We start from the raw sequence: 23,742 nt of genomic DNA, 5'->3' as shown, positions 1-23,742 counted from the left end.
CAGATTACCGGTGTAGAGGTCGATATCGTAGCAACTGGGGCATCCGTTACCTCGATTGTAACACTGCCTGAAGCTGGCTGTACGCAGAATGGGGCATCGGCTGACCTAACCCCAGCAAGGGTATAGGTATGCGTACCAGCTGTAGGAAGCACCTCAAGAATAACGTATTCTCCTGTAGCATCAAGTATTTTTTGGTCTGCCGCACTATCAATTAAATAAGTAACGGTAGCATTTGGTTGTCCCCTAATTATTACCCTAGATGGATTGCCAAGACATACCTGAGTATCTACCTGGTGGATAGTTGCTGTTGGCAAAGGTCTTACCGTTATGGTAACGGAATCCGTAAGGTTCTGTTCACATGGAGGCGTGCTGGCTGTAGATACCTTCACAAGGGTATAGGTATACGTGCCCGGAGCAGCCGTCGTAGGAAAATTTATGGTGCCGTGGCCCGTACCGTCAAGAAGCAGCGTCTGCTGTAGCCCTGCAGGGTCAGTATAGGTCACTGTAGTACCAGGCGTCCCCAGTACATCGATGGCAAGAGCAGTACCTTCACAGATAGGAGTATTTGCTGTAGTAATATCGGCGGTTGGTAAACCTCCAACAGTTACAACAGCCGAACCTGTCAACGGTTGCGTACAAGTAACCCCACTGGTTGTCAAGCTAGCATCAACCAAAGTATAAGTATATGGTGAGTTTGCCGGAATAACAGCTGGTGTTGTAAATATATATACCCCAGTGTTTGTTCCTGTCCCGTCATCTACTAAAACAACAGATACTGTAGCACCTGTATGATCAGTATACCGGACAGTAGCTCCAGCCGTTCCAGTTATTGTAATGGTAGCTGTTGAATTTTCACAAATTTGTGTGGTTCCAGATATAGTAGCTATTGGTGTAGGCACTAAGCGCAAGTCAAAGTAATACACATAATAGAATGTAGGATCAGCAATACTCTCTGCTCTAACGTATACTCTATCTCCTGTCGTAGCAGGATAAGACATTACTTCCGCAGGAGTAAGAGCTGTTGAGACATCATCAGCATCGGTTTCAGACTCATGGAAGGTTATCGAGAAGTCAGCCGGAAGCGGATTACCTGTTTCAGCTGCAATTGCAGCATTGATTGCCGGCAATTCATCATTTAAATTGAAATTTTCCTGTGAGTCATTTCCAATGTCGCAAAGAATAATCGGTGCTATTTGCTGAGCATCACAATCCCTTAAGATCAAATCAAAAGGAAGAATGTAAGAACAGTTCGATATAACATCAAGTATTTTAATATATACCGTTTTAGTCATATCCGGTGCCGGAAGTGTATACAAAACCGGCGCATCCGTATCTGAAGGATCATAAAATGCTGTATTTATCGGATTAGCATCATTTTGTGCATCCGCAAGGTTCTCATAATAATTAATATCAAAATCATACGGATTCAAATTATTTGGTGGCCCGGGGACAGTAGTACCGAGAATAACATCGGTATTGATTCCTATATCAAAAACTCTAGGATTAGTATCAGTAGTACAATGTTTAATATTTTTTGGAGGAAATCCAACAGGTTCTCCCACTTTTACTGGAGCGCAAGCTGGTTGAGTTGTAATTGGTGGGATTGACGGACTGCAACTTCCAAAGGTAGCTACAACGCAATAAGTAGTCGTTACTGCAGGAGTTACAGTTAAGTTTGGTCCCGTACCAATAATTGTACCTGGATTACCTTGTTCATACCATTGGTAAGTAACGGGAACCATTGGACCGCTCGGAGTAAACCTCCATGCTTCCGATTGAGTCTCCGGAACCTGCCAAGTACCTGTATTTCTATTTGGACTTGTTGGAGAATATGCAATAGAACCATCTGCATTTTGAATACCAAGCAGACCATTTCCTCCATTCCAATTAGGACAAGACGTTCTTTTTCTTACGTGAATTTCAATAATATTGGTAGATTCAAACAATACGATTTGATAGGATTGGTATCCTTGCACAGTAGGATTACAACTAAAATGCGGTACGTCTTGCCAGTTTGCAACGAATGCCCTACACGGATATGTACCAACTGTAAAATAGTTAATTGTGCTGGTCGAAGTAGGATTATTCGCAATATTTAAATCTTGCAACATCATGATTGCACTTTTATATGGTGGGCCGTAACCTGGACCAGAAGGAATTGGCACATTAAAAGCCCATCCACTACCACTTTCAGCCGGCACCTGAAAACTTGGTCTATATAATCCTCCTGGAGAATCCGGATGTCCCAAGATACTAAAAGTAACGACTCCATTATCCCCTATCAAACAATCGCTATATTTTTGGCCGAAATAACAAAAGTTAAAAGGTACTGTTTGTTTTCCTCTGAGCGGTATAACAGCCGACCATTTATCATCCGAAGTGATACTTGTTATATCGTTAATATTATCTGGACTTCTCCATACAAAAGGAGTCTGAGAAATGTTATAACTTGTAGTCTGTCTCGGCACACTGTTAATCGGTGGTGAAGCCGTGATAGTCCTTGAATCACCAACGTTACAAATAGGCAGCGGAGTATTCGCATTTACGCGCACACAACCTATATCCTGGCCGTAACTATTCGTTAACAATAAAGCAAATAAGAATAATAAAAGATAATTCTTTTTCATTTTTAGATTATTTTGAGGAGCGAAATTTACATAAATTTAAGAAATAATTATCTTAAATTTTGAAAATTTTTAAATTTAACATCTATGGAATTTCTTTGCTATTTATTATTTATCTTTGCAGTCTTTAATACATACTTACCATAATATATAATTTTCAATGACAAATAACGAAGATTTTCTAGACGAAATTGGAGATAACCATATTGCCACAAATGCAAAAAATCCTTTAAGAAGCGATGCCTTTGATATTACAGATGACCAAAAGATCGAGCTTATAAAAAAAGACGTTGAAAACATTCTCTTAACATTGGGAATGGACCTTACGGATGACAGTCTGAAAGGTACTCCAAACCGTGTTGCCAAGATGTTTGTAAAAGAGATTTTTGGCGGCTTGAATCCGGCAAAAAAACCAAACGCTTCAACTTTCATCAACAATTACAAATACGGTGAAATGCTTGTAGAAAAAAATATTACCCTATATTCTACTTGCGAGCATCACTTGCTACCTATTATAGGAAGAGCCCATGTCGCTTATATTTCCAATGGAAAAGTGGTAGGTCTTTCTAAAATGAACCGTATCGTTGAGTATTTTGCAAAACGCCCACAAGTTCAAGAACGACTTACGATGCAGATTGTTCAGGAACTGCAAAGAGTCCTAAACACGGAAGATGTAGCTTGCGTAATTGATGCCAAACACCTTTGTGTAAATTCACGCGGAATTAAAGACATCGAAAGCAGTACTGTTACTTCTGAATTTGGCGGTAAATTTAAAAATGAAGCTACGAGACGAGAATTCCTAGATTATATTAAATTTGACACTCAGTTTTAAACAACTGACCCTATAGCCTTTTTTAAGGCTCAAATTTTAAAACCGACAACATATGCCTTTGTACAAGACTCAAAATCTAAAAATATACAACTCACTCTCCGGAGAAAAAGAAGTTTTCATTCCCCTTCATGAGGGCAATGTTGGAATGTATGTTTGCGGACCAACAGTTTACAGCAATGTGCATTTAGGAAACGTAAGGACATTCATGTCATTTGACGTCGTTTTCAGGTATCTGCTACATCTTGGATACAAAGTACGATATGTACGCAACATTACAGATGTAGGCCACGTAGTAGACGACGAAGATGAAGGTGAAGATAAGATTGCCAAAAAAGCCCGCGTTGAGAAACTCGAGCCTATGGAAATCGTACAACGTTATACTGTTGATTTTCATGAAATCCTAAAGGAATTCAACTTCCTTCCACCAAGCATAGAACCTACAGCTACCGGACATATTATCGAGCAAATTGAGATTATCAAAAAGATTATCGAAAATGGCATTGGTTATGTCTCTAACGGCTCTGTTTATTTTGATGTTCAGAAATTCAACAAGACCCATCATTACGGAAAACTAAGCGGTAGAAATATCGAAGATATGATTGCCAATACGCGTGAGCTTGATGGTCAATCTGACAAACGAAATCCGCAAGATTTTGCCTTATGGAAAAGGGCCGAGCCGGAACACATCATGCGATGGCCTTCTCCTTGGAGTGATGGCTTCCCGGGATGGCATTTGGAATGTACGGCAATGAGCACAAAATACCTTGGCAATCATTTTGATATTCATGGCGGCGGAATGGATCTTAAATTCCCTCATCACGAATGCGAAATTGCACAAAATGAAGCTTGTACCGGAGAAGCTCCCGTAAATTACTGGATGCACGCCAATATGCTTACCTTGAATGGTAAAAAAATGGCCAAATCTACCGGAAATAACATATTGCCAAGAGAAATCTATTCGGGCGGCAGTCCTTTTTTAAGCAAAAAATATGCTCCTGCTGTGGCGCGCTTTTTTATGCTTCAGGCACATTACAGAAGTAATCTTGACTTTACTGATGATGCCATAGCAGCTTCTGAAAAAGGTTTCATCCGATTGATGGATGCGTATGACACAATAAACGAGATCATTCCTGCTGAAAAATCATCACTTGATATCCACGCATGGATTGCAGCATGTTATGATGCCATGAATGACGATTTCAATACTCCAATATTGATAGCGCAGCTTTTCGAAGCGGTTCGTTACATCAATTTGCTAAAAGAAAAGAAAGAGACAATTACTTCAGAAGACCTAAATCTGTTCACCAAGACTATTGAAAATTTCTTGTTTGACGTTTTGGGACTGACAAACGAAAAGTCACTTGAAAATAATGACAAATTAGACAATGTCATCAATATGCTTATTGGAATGCGAAACGAAGCAAGAGCCAATAAGGATTTTGCACTTTCTGACAAGATTCGGGATCAGCTTACTGATCTCGGAATCAATCTCAAAGATGGTAAAGAAGGAACGACATTCTCCATAAACTAACAAATCATGATGAAGCATTACAGTTTCATCATTTTTTTTTAACAGCACTATTTTGAATCTGAAAAAGATACTTATCGCTCCGTTTGTGCTTCTGATCCGGTTTTACCAAGGCGGCATCTCTCCTTTTTTGCCTTCTGCCTGCCGTTACCAACCCACCTGCTCCCAATACACGATAGAGGCACTACAAAAGCATGGCCTGTTTAAAGGTGGTTATTTGGGAATCCGTAGGATATTGAGCTGCAATCCCTGGGGAGGAAAAGGATACGATCCTGTTCCTGAAAAAGCCTGCAAGCACAAACATTAACTCCTTTTTTTGATTCCATTAAAATCAAATCTTTATTTTTACAGCTAAATTCAGAACTTCAAAATTATGACTACAGCTCTAAACATTGTTTGGAATCCATCAGAGGGCATTGACTTAGGTTTTTTCGTAGTGCGTTATTACAGCCTGATGTTTGTAATTGCCTTTGTACTAGGATGGTATTTAATGAAAAAGATATATTTGCGCGAAGGCGAATCGATTGAAAAATTAGACACGCTCTTTATTTATACCTTTTTTGCAACATTAATAGGAGCCCGCTTAGGTCATGTTATTTTTTACCAGTCGGAACTTTTCCGTGAAGATTTTTGGAGTGTATTCCTTCCATTTAAGACAAAACCGCATTTTGAATTTACCGGATTTTCAGGATTGGCAAGCCATGGAGCAGCAATAGCCATTATCATTACGATGTATTTTTACAGTAAAAATATTATCAAGCGTCCGCTTATGTGGATTTTGGATCGTATTGTTATTCCAGTTTCTAGCGGTGCTATTTTTGTAAGGCTAGGAAACTTCTTTAATTCTGAAATCGTAGGTCACAAAACTGATTCTCCGTTAGGAATCAAATTTGTACGAGATAGCATCAAACCAGATGTTGCTATGATTGAAACCAAAACCAACAATGTTAAAGATGCTTACCATCAAATCGCAACTAATCCTGAATATGCGGCTATACTGCAACAGGTTCCGGCAAAGCATCCGGCACAGCTATATGAGGCCGTAGGTTATGTGATTGTTTTCTTTATCCTATTTTTCGCCTACTGGAAAACACAGGCCAGAGAAAAAAGCGGATATCTTTTCGGTTTATTTTTAGTTTTACTATGGACTGTACGCTTCTTGGTCGAGTTTGTTAAAGAAAGTCAGGGCGGAATTGAAGAATCTCTAGGTCTTTTCTCTACCGGACAATGGCTCAGTATTCCTTTTATAATTGCCGGCTTGTATTTTATCTTTAATGCAGAAAAAAAAGTAAGTTCTTTATAAGAATTACATACCAAATATCATAAGGGCCTTCGGGCCCTTTTTTATTGGTTTTTAGAAATCTCCAAACTTTTTCCAGGATGAGTATCAAGAATTGAAAAAAGCTCTAAAAAAGGCTAATTTACGGCTTAAAACCTCTTTCATATATCAAGCCCTAGCTCCCATCCTGTTTTCAAATTTCAACACCTTAGAACAACCATACTTTGCTTTTGCGAGGTAATAATTGCTCGCAAAAGGCGCTAAGACGCAAATCTTATGGGGAGCGAGACCTTGAAGTAAACCTTTCGCACCACCCTATGCAGACTTCCTGAAACCATATAAAACAAAAAAAGCCCGATATATCTATCGGGCTTTTTTCTATCTATTAAGAGAACTTATTTTAATTATTTGCTCTCAGTATTATTGTGCATATCTTCAATTCTCTTGTGCTCAGCATCAGAAATCGAGTCACAAAGAACTGGTGTTGCAATGAACAATGAAGAGTATGTTCCTACGATGATACCTACAAGCATTGCGAATATAAATCCGCGGATAGATTCACCACCAAAGATAAACATGATTAGCAATACCATAATCATTGTCAACGAAGTGTTTAAAGTTCTTGACATTGTAGTATTAACTGATCGGTTTACGATTTCATTGAAGCTACCTTTTGTTTTACCTGCAAGATATTCACGAATCCTGTCGAATACGATTACCGTATCGTTCATCGAGTAACCGATTACCGTTAGGATAGCCGCAATAAAGTGCTGATCCATTTCCATGTGGAATGGCATGAATTTATAGCATAATGAATAAATACCTAAAACGAAGATAACGTCATGCGCAACAGCTGCAATCGCACCAAGGCTGTACTGCCATTTTCTGAAACTTATCATCAGGTAAAGGAAAACGATTCCCATAGCTCCTAAAACAGCCCAGAAAGAGTTTGTTTTAATATCTTTTGCAACAGCAGGACCTACTTTAGAAGAGGATACAATACCTACAGTTTTACCATCATAAGCGTTTACGAATTTTTCATAAGTCAAATCTGGTCCATAATATTTCTTAAGGTTGTTAAACAACATCTTGTTTACTTCAATATCAGCCTCAGAGCTTGCGTCATCAATCTTATATTTAGTAACAATTTTAAGCTGTTCTTTATCTCCTAATACTTTAGCCTGAACAACTCCGTCGAATACTTTTGTAAGCTCATCAGATACTTCAGAAGCCTCTACCGGTTTTTCAAATCTGATTTGGAATGTACGACCTCCTTTGAAGTCAACACCTTCGTCAAGTCCATTGATAAAGAACGAAGCAACACTCACAATAACAACACAACTTGAGAAAATATAAGTGATTTTCTTTTTACCCAAGAAATCGTAGTTGAAGTTTGTAAACCAGTTTTTAGACATTGATGTTACGAACGTCAGGTTGTTCTTTCTTGCAATACTCCACTCTAACAAGATTCTTGTAATAAAGATTGATGTAAATAGAGATGTGAAGATACCGATCAACAATGTAGTTGCGAAACCTTTAATTGGTCCTGTTCCAAAAATGAATAATACAGCTCCAGTCAAAACGTGAGTTACGTTTGCATCCGTAATAGACGACATCGCTCCTCTCCAGCTGAAAGAAACTTTCACTGCTTCTTCTAGCGTCTTGCCCATTCGCAATTCTTCTTTCGCTCGTTCGTAGATAATAATGTTAGCATCTACTGCCGTACCCATTGTTAATACGATACCTGCAATACCAGGCAATGTCAAAATCGCACCGATACTAGCCAAGATACCAAACAAGAAAAGTAAGTTTACCGCTAATGCAACGTTAGCATACCAACCTGATTTTCCATAATACACAACCATCCAAAGCGAAACCAATAGTAATCCAACCAAAGCTGAAGTGATACCATTGTCAATAGCTTCTTGTCCTAATGACGGACCAACAGCATCGAACTGAACGATATCTGCAGAAGCTGGTAATTTACCTGCTCTAAGAATGTTTGCTAAATCTTTTGTTTCAGAAATATTAAAGTTTCCTGTAATCTGAGAAATACCACCTGTAATAGGACCGCTGGTTACACCTGGTGCAGAATATACTACATCATCCAAAACGATAGCGATGAATCCTTTTTCAGTATATGCTTTTCCAGTAAGAGCTTCCCAATCTTTAGCTCCTTTGCTGTTCATAACCATTTCTACAGACGGTTTACCCATCTGGTCGAATTTGTCGCTAGCATCAGTTACAACACCTCCGCTCATTGCCGGAGTATTTTGTCTGTTACCTTTTAATGCATATAATTCTAAAATTTCTACCTTTTTAGATTTTGGTGTTTTCGTTGGATCAACAATTTGCTGATTTAATACATTTATAAATTGAGGCTTGCTCCAAACAAATTTAGCATAACGCTGTTCGCCTGTAAGAAGTGATTTCACTTCCGGCATTTTTAAGTAGGAGTTGATTTTTGCAGTGTCTTTTGGAGAGAAATAACCCAAAATAGGACCTTGACCAAAAGCAGTCATCTTATCAATCCATGGATTGTTTCCTTTTACAGCAGTAGAATCAGAACCTTTTGAAGCATCTGTTAACAGATTTCCAAGAGTATCGTTAGCTGTTTTAGGAGTTTCTTTTGTTTCGATTGCTTTTTCGGTTTTCTTAAGGACTTCATTAGTAGCCATCAAGAAATTACCCATTTCTTCAATCTTATACGTTTCCCAGAATTCAAGCTGGGCTGTACTTTGTAATAATTTTTTGATACGGTCAACATCTTTTGCACCTGGAAGTTCTACCAAGATTCTTCCTGATTCACCTAGCATCTGGATGTTTGGCTGAACTACACCAAATTTGTCGATACGCTCAGTCAATACTCTAAATGCGCTCTCAACCGATTCTTTAACTTTTCTCTTAATGATTGTCTTCACCTGAGAGTCACTCATGTTAAAGTTAACTTCTTCAAGATTACGGTGTGCAAAAATTTCAGGATCTGCTAATTTTACGGCTCCTTTAGACTCTTCATCAAATGCTACAAAAAAGGCATCGATATAATCCTGGTTACCTTGTTGATTCTTATCAGCATTTTCTAAAGCCTTATTGAAAACCGGGTTCTTTGTGTGATTAGCCAAAGTTTTCAAAACGTCTTTTACAGAAATTTGCAAAATCACATTGATACCACCTTCAAGGTCAAGCCCTTTGTTGATTTGCTTATCGGAAACTTCTTTGTAAGTAAATTTCGTAAAGCCAAGGTTATATACATTTTCCTTGCCGATTGAATCCAGATACTTTACTTCTTTTTTCTCATCTCCGTTAGCAAAAGCTTTTGCATCACTCTTAACGCGGTTGGCGACAAATGTGAATGATAGTTGGTAAATACTTACCAATGCAAATAAAATTGCAAAAAATTTAACGAGTCCTCTATTCTGCATTATTACTAAAAATTAATTAAATTTCTTATTCTTGGTGTGTTCAAACAGATAAAACAGGCTAAATCAAGCAGTTATCAGATAACAACAATAAAACTTGACTTATTCCCTTTTTTTTAAAACGAGCAAATATATAATTAACCAAAAGATTAACCAATTAATTTGCTAATTATATCATAAAAAAAAGACTGCAAGAAGCAGTCTCTTAATTTATAAGGTAGAAATTATGCCAAAACCGACTTTAAATCGGCATTCATATTTCTTACCGCATCGGCACTTTTCGCCAATAATGCTTTTTCTTTTTCATCCAGGTTAATAGAAAGAATTTCTTCTATACCATTTTTTCCTATAATACAAGGAACACCCAAACAAATATCATTTTGCCCATATTCTCCTTCCAAGAATACAGAACAAGCAATCATTTTCTTCTGGTCATTCAAGATACTGTCAACTAGATAAGCCACAGAAGCTCCCGGAGCATACCAAGCTGAAGTTCCTAAAAGCCCTGTCAATGTAGCACCACCAACCATAGTATCTGCTGCTACCTTATCCAAAGCTTCTTGTGAAAGAAATTCAGAAACCGGAATACCATTATAAGACGCCAAACGAGTCAACGGAATCATAGTAGTATCACCGTGTCCTCCAATTACCATAGCCGAAACATCATTAGATGGTTTGTCTAAAGCTTTTGACAAATAGTATCTGAAACGGGAACTATCCAAAGCACCACCCATTCCGATGATTCTGTTTTTTGGAAGTCCGGTTGCTTTTAAAGTTAAGTAGGTCATTGTATCCATTGGATTAGAAACTACAACTACGATGGTATCTGGAGAATATTTCAAAACATTTTCTGCAACCGACTTAACGATTCCAGCATTAATTCCGATTAATTCTTCTCTTGTCATTCCTGGTTTTCTAGGAATACCAGAAGTGATTACCACAACATCACTGTTAGCAGTTTTAGAATAATCATTGGTTACACCGGAAACTTTTGTATTAAATCCTGTATTTGTAGCGCACTGCATGATGTCCATTGCTTTACCTTCTGCAAATCCTTCTTTAATATCTAATAAAACTACCTCACTGGCAATTCCTCTGTAGGAAATCACATCAGCGCAGGTTGCGCCCACATTTCCGGCACCTACTATTGTAACTTTCATAATAATTGTATTTGTTTATTTGTTGTTGTTTATTTCAAATTAATTCAAAAGAGATTATGCATCAATCTTGGCATAGGCCGCATTCTTCTCGATAAACTCACGACGAGGCGGTACCTCATCACCCATTAGCATAGAGAAAATACGGTCAGCTTCTGCAAGGCTGTCAATTGTTACCTGACGCAAAGTTCTGAAGTCCGGATTCAAGGTAGTTTCCCACAATTGTTCCGCATTCATCTCCCCAAGACCTTTATATCGCTGTATGTTAGAACCTCCACCCATTTTTTCCGTAATTTCATCACGCTGGGTGTCATTCCATGCATATTCTTTTTTGTTTCCTTTCTTCACCATATATAAAGGAGGCGTTGCGATATAAACGTGTCCGTTTTCAATCAGCTCTTTCATGAATCTAAAGAAGAAGGTTAATATTAAGGTAGAAATGTGAGAACCATCGACATCGGCATCACACATGATTACTACTTTATGGTATCTTAATTTTTCTAAATTTAAGGCTTTCGAATCTTCAGCCGTTCCTATAGTTACACCAAGAGCTGTAAAAATATTTCGGATTTCCTCATTTTCGAATACTTTGTGGTGCATTGCTTTTTCAACGTTCAGGATTTTACCACGCAATGGCAAAATAGCCTGGAAATTCCTGTCACGTCCTTGTTTTGCAGTTCCGCCCGCAGAATCTCCCTCGACAAGGAAAACCTCACATTTTGCCGGATCTTGTTCAGAACAGTCCGATAATTTACCTGGCAATCCACCGCCACCCATAACGGTTTTTCTTTGCACCATCTCACGAGCTTTTTTAGCTGCGTGGCGCGCTTGTGCTGCCAAAATAACTTTCTGAACGATTACTCTTGCATCATTTGGATTTTCTTCCAAATAGGCTTCAATCATATCTCCAACCGCCTGGCTAACCGGAGAAACTACTTCTCTGTTACCCAATTTGGTTTTGGTCTGTCCTTCAAATTGAGGCTCCGAAACTTTTACAGAAATAATAGCTGTAAGACCTTCACGGAAATCGTCTCCTGTGATTTCGAACTTCAGTTTTTCCAAAAGACCGGAAGCATCAGCATATTTCTTAAGAGAACGGGTCAAACCAGTTCTGAAACCTTGCAAATGCGTTCCTCCTTCATGGGTATTGATATTGTTTACATAAGAGAAAATATTCTCTGAGTAACTGGTATTATAAATCAAAGCTACTTCAACAGGTATTTCACCCTTTTCGCTTTCCATACTGATTACATGCGAAATGATAGGCTCACGGTTACCATCCAGGAAACGGATGTATTCTTTAAGACCTTCATCAGAATGGAAAACTTCGCTCACGAACTCTCCTTTTTCATCTTTTTCTCTTCTGTCTGTAAAAGTAATGGTGATACCTTTATTTAAGAACGAAAGTTCACGCATACGTGCAGAAAGCGTATCGTATGAAAACTCTGTTGTCTGCGTAAAAATAGTATCGTCCGGATAAAACGTCTGGCGCGTACCTCTTTTTTCAGTCTCGCCAATCTGTTTTACAGGATACATTGCTTTTCCCCTTTCGTATTCCTGCTCATAAATTTTCCCATCACGGAAAACGGTAGATTTCATATGGTTGGACAAGGCGTTTACCACCGAAACACCTACTCCGTGCAAACCTCCGGAAACTTTATATGAGTCTTTGTCGAATTTACCTCCGGCACCAATTTTAGTCATTACAACCTCAAGTGCGGAAACACCTTCTTTTTTATGGATATCTACAGGAATCCCACGACCATTATCTTCAACAGTTATGGAATTATCTTCATTAATGGTAACGGATATAGTGTCGCAATAGCCACCCATTGCCTCATCGATAGAGTTATCGACAACTTCATAAACTAAGTGGTGTAAACCTCTTACACCTACATCTCCAATATACATCGATGGACGCATTCTAACGTGCTCCATCCCTTCTAATGCTTGAATACTATCGGCTGAATAATTGCTCTTATTGATTTCTTCGCTCATATATAATCTGTCTAAAAAGGTATTTTTTTGTTTAACGAACAAATATATAAAAACAGGAGTGATAATCAGCCACAAAAGGAGATTTTAGCACTTAAGTTATCAACATTTTTAAGGTTTAGCCATTTATTTTTCAACATCTGGCAAGCCTTTTTAAAAAAGCAAAAAGCGCCACTTTAAAGTGAACGCTTTTGCAACAAACAAACTAAACTTTTATTTTTAAATCAGGCTACAGCACTGGTTTTTGATATTGCAGTATCTGCCTGAATATGTGCTGCATTTGCCCTACCGCTCGGATCTAAGTTATCTTGCCATTTTGGTATCCATTTCCTAACGGTTTGGGCCGCACTTAGCTGTGGAAAATGCTTGTGAAATATGTCACGATAGAAGTAGGCTTCTTTTGTTACCGGAGTGTTGTATGTAAATCGCTCGGCGGCTTGTTCCATTTGCAAATCTGTAACCTGAGAAGAACAATAGTCAATCAGCGTATCAATCCAGTTATAGCCCACACCATCTGAAAACTGCTCTTTTTGTCTCCACAATACTTCCTGTGGCAAATATGGATCTTCAGGTGTATCAAATGCTTTCCTGAGAATGTATTTTTCAACTCCATCGTATGTTTTTGGTTGTTTTTCTTCTGGACGAATACTAATTGCCAAATCCAGGAATGCTTTATCTAAAAATGGCACTCTAGCTTCGAGGCCGTGAGCCATTGTTGACTTATCTGCACGAAGCAAATCGGCAGTAAACAATTTCTGTACTCTTTCGATGGTTTCCTTTTGAAAATCTTCTGTTGATGGTGCGTTTCTGAAATAAAGATATCCGCCAAAAATCTCATCGGCTCCTTCACCTGACAGCACTACTTTCACACCCATATCTGTAATCGCTTTTGAAAGGAAATACATTGGCGTACTGGCACGAATAGAGGTGATATCATAGGTTTCCAGATGCCAAATTAATTTATCCAGAATCTCAATTCCCTGCTCAATTGTAAAATAGATTTCATGGTGTTCCGTACCTAAAAACTCGGCTACTTTTCGGGCTGCTTTTGCATCGGGCGCTTCAGCATCCAGTCCGATAGAAAACGAGCGCAATTCTTTGCCTTTTTCTTTTAGCAATCGTGCCGCTATAGCCGATGTTAAGGAGGAGTCCAATCCGCCGGAAAGCAACACTCCAATAGGCACATCACTCATCAATCTTTTTCTTGTAGCTTCGGTTAAGGTTTCCCTGATTTTTGACAAATCCAGAACTTCTGTAGCTTTTTCGTGGTCTTCATATTCCGGTCTGTAATACTTTACAAAGCCTGTTTTTTGCGTATAATAATGTCCCGGAGGAAAAGTCGCGAATGTCTTGCATTGGTCAGCTATTGGTTTCATTTCTGAAGCAAAGTAGATACGTCCTCTTTCATCAAGTCCGTAATACAATGGCTTTACACCCACAGCATCCCTTCCCGCTATAAAATCATCACCATCAATAACAACAAAAGCAAAATCGCCATCGAGCTTGTTTAAAAAATCATATCCAAATTCTTCATACAGATGCACGATTACTTCCGAATCTGATTTGGTTCTGAAGGTATGATGTTTCAATACCGTGTCTCTTAATTCCTGATGGTTGTAGATTTCGCCATTATGAACCATATAAGCCGATTTGGTTCCTTTTATAGGCTGTCTTCCGGAATGCAAGTCGATAATCGACAAGCGTTCGTGGCTTAAGATATGTCCGTTATCAGTAACATACAGGTCGCTTTCGTCCGGCCCACGATGTGACATTCTTTTTGAAAGCTGTTTTACTAATTCTTCATCTTTTCCTTTTCCTATAATTGCTACTATCCCGCACATATCTTTACTTTTTAAATTTGATTATTTTATTAAAGCAAAATTGTGGTTTTTGTTTTATTTATTAAACTATAAATCTATTTTTAGTTATAATTTAAAACTAAAAATGTTTATTTTTAGCAATTATGAAATTTAATCCGTTTAAAAATAGACGATTTGGTTTATTTTATAAAAAAACCATCCTTTTGGATGGTTATACTATCATTATTATTGAACTTCTTCTATCAGGTATTTTGTGCCGTTGATTTCAAAACTATAGCCGGCCTGCTGTCCCAGAAGTTTATTTCCTAGCGGCGATTGTGGCGAAAGCGCAATAATGTTTTTTTCTTCTATTTTAATTTTTGGGAATGCAGCACTCATAAACAATAAGATTCCATTCGCCTTGATGATACTGCCCATAGTGATTATCTTGGTTTCTTTTGAAGAATCTATCTTATCCAGGACATTCTTCTGCTCCAGGAATTCCTTTAGCTTGTGATTGAGTTTTTCCTGCTCCAGATGCATCATGGATAGTGCTGTTTCGTGTTTATCGCCAGCAGAGCCTTTTGCATCATTTTGAGCATCATCAGTCAGGTTTGAAATCATATCTTGAAAGGCATCGATTTTATCCTGGACAAGCTGTTTATAATAGTTCAGTGTTTTTTCTTTGAGTGTCATTGGGTATTTTTTTAGACGCGGATAAAACAGATGACGCTGATTTTCGCTGATTTTTTTACAATAAAAAAGCCTACAGGTGAATGCAGGCTTTTTGATATTTAAAATTGATTCTTCTTAGCATTTATCCAGCCTCAGATTTTTGATTTCTGATTTATTAAAAATCAAATTTATAACTGGCTCCTGCCATAACCTGAATTCCTTGAACCGGATAGTTTAGCCATTTTTGATAATCCTGACTAGTCAGGTTGTTTGCTCTCAGGAATGCAGTCAATCTGTCGTTGTATTTATAGCCTACATGCGCATTAAGATCAAAATAGCTATCCAGATTCACCGTTTCTGTTTCGTTTCTTAGGAGCGATGTATAACTAAAAATATCTTTTCTTTCGCCTACAAAGAACAGGCTTGTTCCGGCATACCATTTTTCAGTAATGTTGAAATCAAGATTGGCAGCAATCTGAAGTTGTGGAAGGTTCCATGCTTCAGCCAATTTATCTGTCTTATAGCTGTTAAAAGTTCCGCTCACACCAAAGGATACGTTTTTAGAGAAGTCGGCTTTTAGCTCACCAAAAAAGCTGATTGTTTTTACGTTGTCATATACTACACTAAATGAATTTCCGAAAGCATATCCTTCTTTATTTGGATTCTCATTATTGTACGGATTGCTTAAGAACATGGCTTTTTGGTCTTCGTTTTTATAAGAACCTCTAATATTGAAACTCACATTATTGGCAATTTTTCCTTTTAAACCTACATATACATCATATTTCTGATCGGTTGGAGCGATTCCAAGTGTTGGAGACACAAAGAAATTTTCTTGTGTAAAATCGCGATACGAGTTTTGCTTCAGGCTTCCTTCTGCTCCTGCATAAGCAATCATAACATCGCCAACAATTCTGTAGGTAGCTGTGACTTGTGGATAAACAAAAAACTTATTGTCGCTATTTTCATTGTCCATACTATAAAAAAGTCCTGCTCCCAAATTAACCGTCAGGTCGTCTTGCTGGTATATAAAACTTGGCTGTATACCAATATTGGTGTAGCCGTACTTGATATCTGTTGTACCAAAATAGTCTTTTTTAAATGAACCGCCCAGGTAATCAATTATGAAATTCGCATTAATCTTATTGCCCGAAATATCCAAGCCGATGGCAGGTTTTACATAAAATCTATTTTCTGAAGAGCCAAAAGCATCTGAAAAATGGTTGAATTTTAAGCTCGCTTCTTTAAAAATACTTTCTTTTACGCTGATTCTTCCGCCTAGATAAATGTTTTGGTAGGTCTGCTGCGGATCGATACTGTTTATCAGGTCTTTTCTGTCTTGTGGATCGGCTAAATCATTGGCAAAATCGTTTCTCAATCCGTACCAGTTATATATCTGATGCTGATATCCTGCATCTACATTCCAAGAGTAATCTTTCTGCTGGTTTCCATAAGCAAGATCAAGCGATGTATTGTAAAATTTGTCATCAAGCAAAAGGTCTTTGATACCACCTTGCGAAGAAAGATGGCGAAGCATTCCGCCTACATATTCGTTACGGTTCAGGTTTTCGGTAACAAACAATTCTGCATTCAGTGTACCGTAATTCCCGATACCTAGAGTAGCATAATTTTTATATAGTTTCTCTTGTTTTGCTTTATCAACAGAAGCCGCTTTTCCTTTGGCCGGCGTAAATGTAGAAGCTACCGGAAAAGAGAAAATATTGTATTTGATTTCTTCTTTTTTCGTGTTGTCTTCGTCTTCCAATGCCGGAGTTTCTTTTACTTTGAAAGCATCAGAAATGGTTGGCGTATATGGTTTTACTACGTTTACGACTTCGGTTCCGATATTCTCATCCTTCTTTTGTGCAAATGCTCCTTGCAAGCCTGCGAAAAGAAATAATAATGCAATCTTATATTGGGTTTTATGTGTCATATTACTTAAATTGTATTAGAATGAGATGTGATTAATTTTGGATGGATGAGTTGCGTTTTGCTTCTTCTCCTTTAATAATATCCAATTCTTTTTGTGCTTCTTCAATAACATCAGGATAATCCTTGAAATTTTTAAGGACGCTTTCCAGAATATAATTCGCCTGGAAGCTGTCTTTTAATCCGTAGAAGTTTTTCGCCATTACAACCAAGCCTTTGGCTCCAAAATACTTATATCCTGAATAATCTTTGGCTAATTTTTGAACCGCTGTATTTGACGCTTCAAACTTTCCGTCTTTATTTTTGAAATAAGCATCATAGAACAACGCTTCCGCCGCCAGTTCTCCTTTAGCAATTGTCTGCAATTTCGCATAAGCCGTTTTAGCTTTCGCCTCATCATTGATTTTTATTGCAGAACGCGCTACAATCACCTGAGCATCACTTTTTACCCTATCGTCTGTCTTTGCATTTGCCAATACTTTTTCAGCATATACTACAGCGTTGGCATAGTCTTTTTGCTCGTAATACGATTTCATCAGATTGGATTGAGCAAATGTTATGTTTTGCGGATAATCTGCTTCTGCTTCTAGTCTTTTCAAAACCGGAGCTGCTTTTACATAATCTGCTTTTTTAAGTAGAATTTGAGATAGTCTTGCAAGTGACTGTTCTGTGAATTCGTTTCTTGGTTTTGAAATTACAAACTCATAATTCGGGATGGCATTGTTTTCCAAACCATCAGCAAAATACGATTGTGCCAAATAGAAATTTGCCTTTAATGAGTTGATTCCGTTCGGGAATTTTGCAACATAACCGCTCAATGCTGCAATTGCAGGCTTGATATTGTTTTGCAGGTATTGTTTTTCAGCTGCCTGATAGGTATCATTATCCAATTCAGCATCAGAAACCTCAACAAAATCCAAGGTTTTTACCCATGTAGCATATTCGTCTACTTTACCTTTATCCAAATAAATCAGTCTTGCTGTAGATACTGCTTCTAAGGCTTCCGGAGTGTTTGGGAATTCAGCCACAACTTTTTTAAGTTTAGTTAATGCCTGATCGTCTTTTTCTGCATTGTAGTATACTAATCCCTGACGCAGAATTGCTTTTGAAGTATAGGAGCTTTCTCTATATTCAGCAATCAATTTATCATAAGTCTGGATGGCGCTTTCTGTTTTCTTTTCTGCTACATATGTATTTCCAAGTTCATAAAGAGCATCATCACGCAATTGCGACTTTGGGAAGTTTTTGATAAAGCTGTTCAACTCTTCAATTTTCTTTTCGTTTCTGGAAACAAAACCATAGCTGATCGCTTTTTGGTAGGCCGCATAATCTGCATCGATTCCTTTGATTTCAATCGCCTTGTTATAAGCATCCATAGCAGGCCAGTATTTTGCCGAAACATAATAGCTGTCTCCCAAACGAAGATAAGCGTCATTCAAACGAACCTTATCGTCTTTTGATGCTGAAATATAGCTTTGGAAATTGGTTGCAGACTGATCGTAATCTTTCAGCTTGAAATAAGCATATCCTAAGTTGTAGTATATGTTTTTATATTCCGGTGTATTTTTAGCTTCTGCATCACCCAAAAATTGCTTGTAGGTAAGCACTGCTTCTTTAAAGCTATCCAAAACATATTCTGTCTCTCCTTTCCAGAAAGTGGCACGGGCAGTAAATTTTGCATTGCTTCTTTCTGCTAAAGATTTCTTGAACATGGCAAGCGCTTCCTGATAATTACCATCGGTATACAATTCCAAACCTCTGTAAAACGTAACTTTTTGATACGCTTCTCTATTGGCAGTTTTGTTCTTTTCCAATAGAGTCAATGCTTCCTTATAGTTCTTTGAAGTTATATAAGAGTTAATCAATAAAGTTTCAATTTCCGGCCTGCTTGGGTTTTTTGGATATTTTTCAATAAAGCCATTCAATACGGCAGGAATACTTTGATAAGAGTTTCCAATTTCATAGCTCAGCTTAGCGTAATTCAGATAAGCATCTTCCTGAATTTTTGCATCAAACGCCATTTCTGAAGCATTTTTAAATGCATTCAGCGCTTGTTGTTTCCTGTCGGTTTTTAAGTAGCTTTCTCCTAAATGATAATAGGCATTCTGCGCTACAAAATCTTGTCCGTCAATAATTTTATTGAATTGCGAAATCGCATTTTCGTAGTCATTCTGCTTATAGTAAGCATATCCAAGTTGATAAAAATCGGTATTGTTCCACTTGCCTTTTTTTCCTTTGTATTCATTCAGGTATGGAATTGCCTGATCGTACTTTTTCAGGTTAAAATAGCTTTCTCCAATAATTTTGTTCAGTTCAGATTTTTCCAAAGCATTTGACTTAGCCATAGCCGCTTTTCCAAGCTCTATCGCCTTATCAAATTTGCCCAGCTTAAAGTTCATATCTGCCTGGAAATACGACATCTTTTCCTGATATTTCTCTTCACCAGAAACTTCATCGAACAATTTGGTAGCTTTGGTATAGTCATCCGATTCATAAGCCATAAAGCCTAAATAATACTTTGCCTGTGAGCCGTATTCTTTAGAATTCAATACCTGATTAAAATAATTTGTGGCTTCTTTTTTCTTACCGGCAGTAAAAAAAGTATATCCTTTTTGGAAATTATATCTTTCGCGGTCACTATCGCTTAGCGAACCTTCGTCTACTTTATCAAACCATTTAAGCGATTGCGGATATTTTCCCTGTTCGAAATAATAATGTGCCACTTCAATATAGGCCTGATTCTGTTTTGTGCTTGTTGGATAATCTTCCACGAAGTTCTCCATCATCTGATCGGCATTGGCCTGGTTCAGACGAATCGCACAATTTGCAATATAATAAGCACAATCCGCTTGGATATCTGAATTTTTATTGCTGTTTTCAGCTTTTACTTTTTCAAAAATAATTTGCGCGGCCTGATACTGCTTGTCTTTATAAAGCGAAACAGCCTTATTGTATTCCGTTAAATCGTTGGTGTAAATTGCTGTCTGCTGAGCAAAAACCGGAGCGGTTCCTATAAATGAAAACAACAGAAATAACCTTGAAAGTCTGTGCATTTTTAATGGTTTTGTTTAATATCCAAATATATCATTCTTAAGTTTATAACGGAAGCTCTTTTGTGTTTATTGTAAACATCTTTTTTAACATTTTGAAGTTTTATTCGCTTTCAGCTCCGGATTATTGAAACTCAAAAGAATACGGCCTGCAAAAATTAAAAACAACCATTTGCAATTTAATTTTGATAAAGCACGTTAACTTATTACTTTTACAACATAAACAAGATTACTATGTCGCAACCTGTGCTTTTTTTAAGAAACGTAAATATCTATCAAGAGAAAAACCTCATTTTATCGAACGTAAATATTGAAGTGAAACATGGTGAATTCCTTTATATTATTGGAAAAACCGGTTCTGGAAAAAGCAGTTTCATGAAAACTTTATATGCTGATCTTCCACTTACGGAAGGACAAGGAAGTATTGTGGACTATGACCTGGCGACACTCAAAGAAAAAAACATTCCTTACCTACGACGTAAAATTGGTATCGTATTCCAGGATTTCAAATTGCTTCCAGACCGAAACATACAGGAAAATATGATGTTTGTATTGAAAGCTACCGGCTGGACTGACAAACAGGAAATGCAGGTCAAGATAGAGGAAGTTCTGGAAAAAGTGGGTATGAAGAACTTTGCCAATAAAATGCCGCATCAGCTATCTGGAGGCGAACAGCAGCGAATTGCCATTGCAAGAGCCTTGCTTAATGATCCTGAAATCATATTGGCCGACGAACCTACCGGAAATCTTGACCCTCAAACCAGTGTGGAAGTAATGGAATTATTGCGAAATATCAACGCAAACGGAAAAACAATCATCATGGCAACGCATGATTATGCGCTTTTGATGAAATTCCCTTCCAAGACCTTAAAATGCGATAGCGGCTCTGTTTTTGAAGTAGTACAGAGAACGGTTTAATGATTTAAATCTTGCAGGATTCCTGACAAAATTTGGGCATTCTTTTTATCGTCCAAATATTTTTCAAGGACTGCTTTTTTAGTTTCGCTACCCGTATAAGGTTTTGATTTCAATAAATTGATTTGGGAAATTAATTTTTCTTTTGAATCAATTTTCACACAGAAATCCGAAACGATTTCATCATCAATAATATTTTCATTGATAATACAGAAGCGGCTTCTAAATAAAGAATTTAGCAATTTCAGCTTTGTGCCGGATCTTTGGAAAGAAAGGATTAAATTGATGTGTGCCTCGCCCAAAAGCTGTTTTAGCATTTCAAAATCCTTTAAAAACACAAATTCTATATTTGGGGCATTCCCAATCAGCTTCTTAACCCATTTTTCTTTTGATCCTGAAGCAATCACTAGCTTATAATCCATTTCTTTAAAAACTTCAATAAGATATTTTGCGACCTTTCGGTTGTCTGAAGTTCTTAAATCTCCATGATAAAAAGCATATTTACCCAATCCTTCTACAATTTCCACCTGTTCGTTTCCATGAAAGACAGGAATATAGGAGGAGTTGTGAAATTTTGAATTTATATATTCATTTTCAAATTTGGATAGTGCCAAAACCCGATCAAAATATTGTAATTTCTTTTCATACGATTCGTATTTCTTGCTTTCAAGAAAGTACAATGCTTTTTTGATCCAATTATTCTCACTTACAGCAATTCCTTTGAAATAATCTTGCTCCAGATTGTGCAATCGGACAACTTTTATTCTGCTTTTCAGATCTTCATTTTCAAAAGAATAAGCCGTCTTTAAGCCTTCAAATAAGATAGGTGCTTTATTTTTTTTTAGATTATTCAAAAGTTCCTTGTTATTTCTGGAAAGTACCGAAAATGGGATTTTTGAAAAAAGATAAAATAAGTTATGTGAATTTTTATAGAAATATACTTCTGAAACAATGGCATCCAATTCCGGAGTTTGTTGGGGAATTGAATTCACAAAGCAATGCAGGTAAATTGTATAGCCTATTTCGTGCAGTGCTTTTATTTTATAAAAAACTTCAATTGCGCCTCCATAGTTTGGAGGAAATGGGTTATCAAAACTAACAATATGAAGTTCTTTCTTCTGCATAGATAAAAACAAAAATACAGTTTTTAGGCTTATTTCAATAAAAAAAGTACTTTTGACAAAAACCTCATAATCTCGTAACAATGCCTTTTTTTTCCGTTATCATACCTTTATACAACAAGGAAAACAGCATTAAAAACACGTTAATCAGCTTATTGTCCCAAACATTTAGCGATTTCGAGGTTATTTTGGTAAATGACGGGTCAACTGATCTAAGCGAATCGAGAGCCTTAGAAATCAGCGATACCAGAATTAAACTATTTTCTACAGAAAACCAAGGCGTTTCTAAAGCACGAAACTATGGGATATCAAAAGCATCCGGCACTTTGGTTGCTTTTCTTGATGCTGATGATTATTGGTTTCCAAACCATTTAGAGCAATTGTCCAATCTGTATAAAATGTTCCCGGAGTGTGGTCTTTACTGCACTAATTATGAGCGTTTTTTTAATGCTGATAAGATAATAAAGCCCAAACATATCGATATTCCTTCTTATCCGTGGAAAGGAATCGTAAAGGATTTTTTTAAGTCGAGTTATATTGACCGGATAGCCTGGACTTCTGCCGTTGCCGTTCCACTGGCGGTATTGAATGAAATAGGCGGTTTTAAAACAACAATTACGTTAGGTGCCGGTGAAGATACCGATTTATGGATTCGTCTTGCCTTACGCTATGATGTGGCGTTTGACAATGAAATTTCCTCAAGACATGTGCTTGATGCTGAAAACAGAATTTCATTGGAAAAAACCTTAAGACGTTCGTATGCCCGATTGGATGAATTTAAAGAGGAAGAAAAAAAGAATGTTTCACTAAAGAAATACCTCGATCTCCATAGAGTTTTTTTTGCAATTCAACATAAATTGGCTGGCGATACAAAAACATATAACTTCTACATCCAATCTGTTGATAAGGCCAATATTCCTTTAAAAGCAAAGATTGTGATGGCTATGCCTACCCTACTTGCCCAAAAATTCTATGCCTTTAAAAAATACCTGGAGCGTAAAAATATCCTTGTATCAATTTATGACTGATTTACGTATTCTATAAACTCGTCAAACTCTCTTATATAGTCATCTTCCTGATACACTTCCGAAGCAATAACAAGACATACGGCTCCAGACGAAAAGTTTCCTAATTCTCTCCATATCGTAGGTTTTATCAGCAGACCTTTATCGGGTTTGTTAAGCGTTATTACCTGATTGTTCTTTCCGTCATTCAATACCACGTCAAAGCTTCCTGACAACGGAATCAGCAACTGTATTAATGTTTTATGTGCATGGCCTCCACGATGGGAACTGCTGGGCACATCAAACAGATAATAAACACGTTTAATATCAAAAGGAACTACTTCATTTTCAATGACGGCTATATTCCCTCTGTAATCTTCTATCTTAGGAATTTCAATAATCTCAATATTCATTA

The 23,742-nt window shown here is 37.4% G+C and carries 15 protein-coding genes and 1 pseudogene; 6 read left to right on the top strand and 10 right to left on the bottom strand.

Going from position 1 to position 23,742, the window contains the following annotated elements:
- Nucleotides 1-2,627, bottom strand: a pseudogene (locus tag ABH942_RS15780) (hypothetical protein); the annotation flags it as partial.
- A gap of 157 nt (nt 2,628-2,784) precedes the next feature.
- On the opposite strand from ABH942_RS15780, the gene folE reads away from it, so the two are divergent.
- The 4 genes from folE to lgt all read left to right on the top strand — a co-directional run bounded on the left by folE (nt 2,785) and on the right by lgt (nt 6,287).
- Entirely contained in the window at nt 2,785-3,456 is a 672-nt protein-coding gene (folE, locus tag ABH942_RS15775; protein WP_370033640.1) for a GTP cyclohydrolase I FolE, read from the top strand.
- A 52-nt stretch (nt 3,457-3,508) separates the two neighbouring features.
- A complete protein-coding gene (cysS, locus tag ABH942_RS15770; RefSeq protein ID WP_370033638.1) occupies nt 3,509-4,987 on the top strand; it encodes a cysteine--tRNA ligase in 1,479 nt (492 codons plus the stop codon).
- Nucleotides 4,988-5,045: 58 nt separating this feature from the next.
- On the top strand, nt 5,046-5,291 hold the full coding sequence (gene yidD / locus ABH942_RS15765; protein WP_370033644.1) for a membrane protein insertion efficiency factor YidD: 246 nt from the start codon (nt 5,046-5,048) through the stop codon (nt 5,289-5,291).
- A gap of 66 nt (nt 5,292-5,357) precedes the next feature.
- Complete coding sequence (gene lgt, locus ABH942_RS15760; protein WP_370033636.1) at nt 5,358-6,287, top strand: prolipoprotein diacylglyceryl transferase; 930 nt, start codon at nt 5,358-5,360, stop codon at nt 6,285-6,287.
- A 380-nt stretch (nt 6,288-6,667) separates the two neighbouring features.
- Here the strand turns inward: lgt and secDF are convergent, their stop codons facing one another.
- The 7 genes from secDF to ABH942_RS15725 form a co-directional block, all read right to left on the bottom strand.
- Complete coding sequence (secDF, locus tag ABH942_RS15755) at nt 6,668-9,685, bottom strand: protein translocase subunit SecDF (protein WP_370033634.1); 3,018 nt, start codon at nt 9,683-9,685, stop codon at nt 6,668-6,670.
- 221 nt (nt 9,686-9,906) lie between these two features.
- Nucleotides 9,907-10,842 carry a malate dehydrogenase gene (gene mdh, locus ABH942_RS15750; RefSeq protein ID WP_370033632.1) on the bottom strand — a complete coding sequence of 312 codons (936 nt, stop codon included), beginning with the start codon at nt 10,840-10,842 and terminating at the stop codon, nt 9,907-9,909.
- Nucleotides 10,843-10,896: 54 nt separating this feature from the next.
- On the bottom strand, nt 10,897-12,837 hold the full coding sequence (gene gyrB, locus ABH942_RS15745; protein WP_370033630.1) for a DNA topoisomerase (ATP-hydrolyzing) subunit B: 1,941 nt from the start codon (nt 12,835-12,837) through the stop codon (nt 10,897-10,899).
- A gap of 221 nt (nt 12,838-13,058) precedes the next feature.
- Nucleotides 13,059-14,675 (bottom strand): asparagine synthase B, encoded by a 1,617-nt coding sequence (gene asnB / locus ABH942_RS15740; RefSeq protein WP_370033628.1) that lies wholly within the window; start codon nt 14,673-14,675, stop codon nt 13,059-13,061.
- Nucleotides 14,676-14,879: 204 nt separating this feature from the next.
- Entirely contained in the window at nt 14,880-15,329 is a 450-nt protein-coding gene (locus tag ABH942_RS15735; RefSeq protein ID WP_370033626.1) for a hypothetical protein, read from the bottom strand.
- A gap of 154 nt (nt 15,330-15,483) precedes the next feature.
- A complete protein-coding gene (locus tag ABH942_RS15730; protein WP_370033624.1) occupies nt 15,484-17,241 on the bottom strand; it encodes a TonB-dependent receptor in 1,758 nt (585 codons plus the stop codon).
- A gap of 31 nt (nt 17,242-17,272) precedes the next feature.
- The gene (locus ABH942_RS15725; RefSeq protein WP_370033622.1) at nt 17,273-20,290 is read right to left on the bottom strand and encodes a tetratricopeptide repeat protein; all 3,018 of its coding nucleotides are present in this window, start codon (nt 20,288-20,290) and stop codon (nt 17,273-17,275) included.
- A gap of 231 nt (nt 20,291-20,521) precedes the next feature.
- On the opposite strand from ABH942_RS15725, the gene ABH942_RS15720 reads away from it, so the two are divergent.
- Nucleotides 20,522-21,205 carry a cell division ATP-binding protein FtsE gene (locus ABH942_RS15720; RefSeq protein ID WP_370033620.1) on the top strand — a complete coding sequence of 228 codons (684 nt, stop codon included), beginning with the start codon at nt 20,522-20,524 and terminating at the stop codon, nt 21,203-21,205.
- On the opposite strand, the gene ABH942_RS15715 is transcribed toward ABH942_RS15720, so the two are convergent.
- A complete protein-coding gene (locus tag ABH942_RS15715) occupies nt 21,202-22,326 on the bottom strand; it encodes a hypothetical protein (RefSeq protein ID WP_370033618.1) in 1,125 nt (374 codons plus the stop codon). The genes ABH942_RS15720 and ABH942_RS15715 overlap by 4 nt on opposite strands.
- Before the next feature lie 80 nt (nt 22,327-22,406).
- Here ABH942_RS15715 and ABH942_RS15710 point away from each other — a divergent pair, with 80 nt between their 5' ends.
- Nucleotides 22,407-23,351, top strand: coding sequence for a glycosyltransferase family 2 protein (locus ABH942_RS15710; protein WP_370033616.1), 945 nt, complete (start codon nt 22,407-22,409; stop codon nt 23,349-23,351).
- Here ABH942_RS15710 and ABH942_RS15705 read toward each other — a convergent pair.
- Nucleotides 23,342-23,740, bottom strand: coding sequence for an FdtA/QdtA family cupin domain-containing protein (locus tag ABH942_RS15705; protein WP_370033614.1), 399 nt, complete (start codon nt 23,738-23,740; stop codon nt 23,342-23,344). The two genes, ABH942_RS15710 and ABH942_RS15705, sit on opposite strands and share 10 nt — an antisense overlap.
- Nucleotides 23,741-23,742 lie beyond the last annotated feature (2 nt).

The organism is Flavobacterium sp. 28YEA47A (assembly GCF_041262125.1).
Lineage (GTDB): Bacteria > Bacteroidota > Bacteroidia > Flavobacteriales > Flavobacteriaceae > Flavobacterium.
The sequence above is the reverse complement of the archived record's forward strand: the minus strand, read 5'-3'. Positions and strand labels throughout refer to the sequence as shown.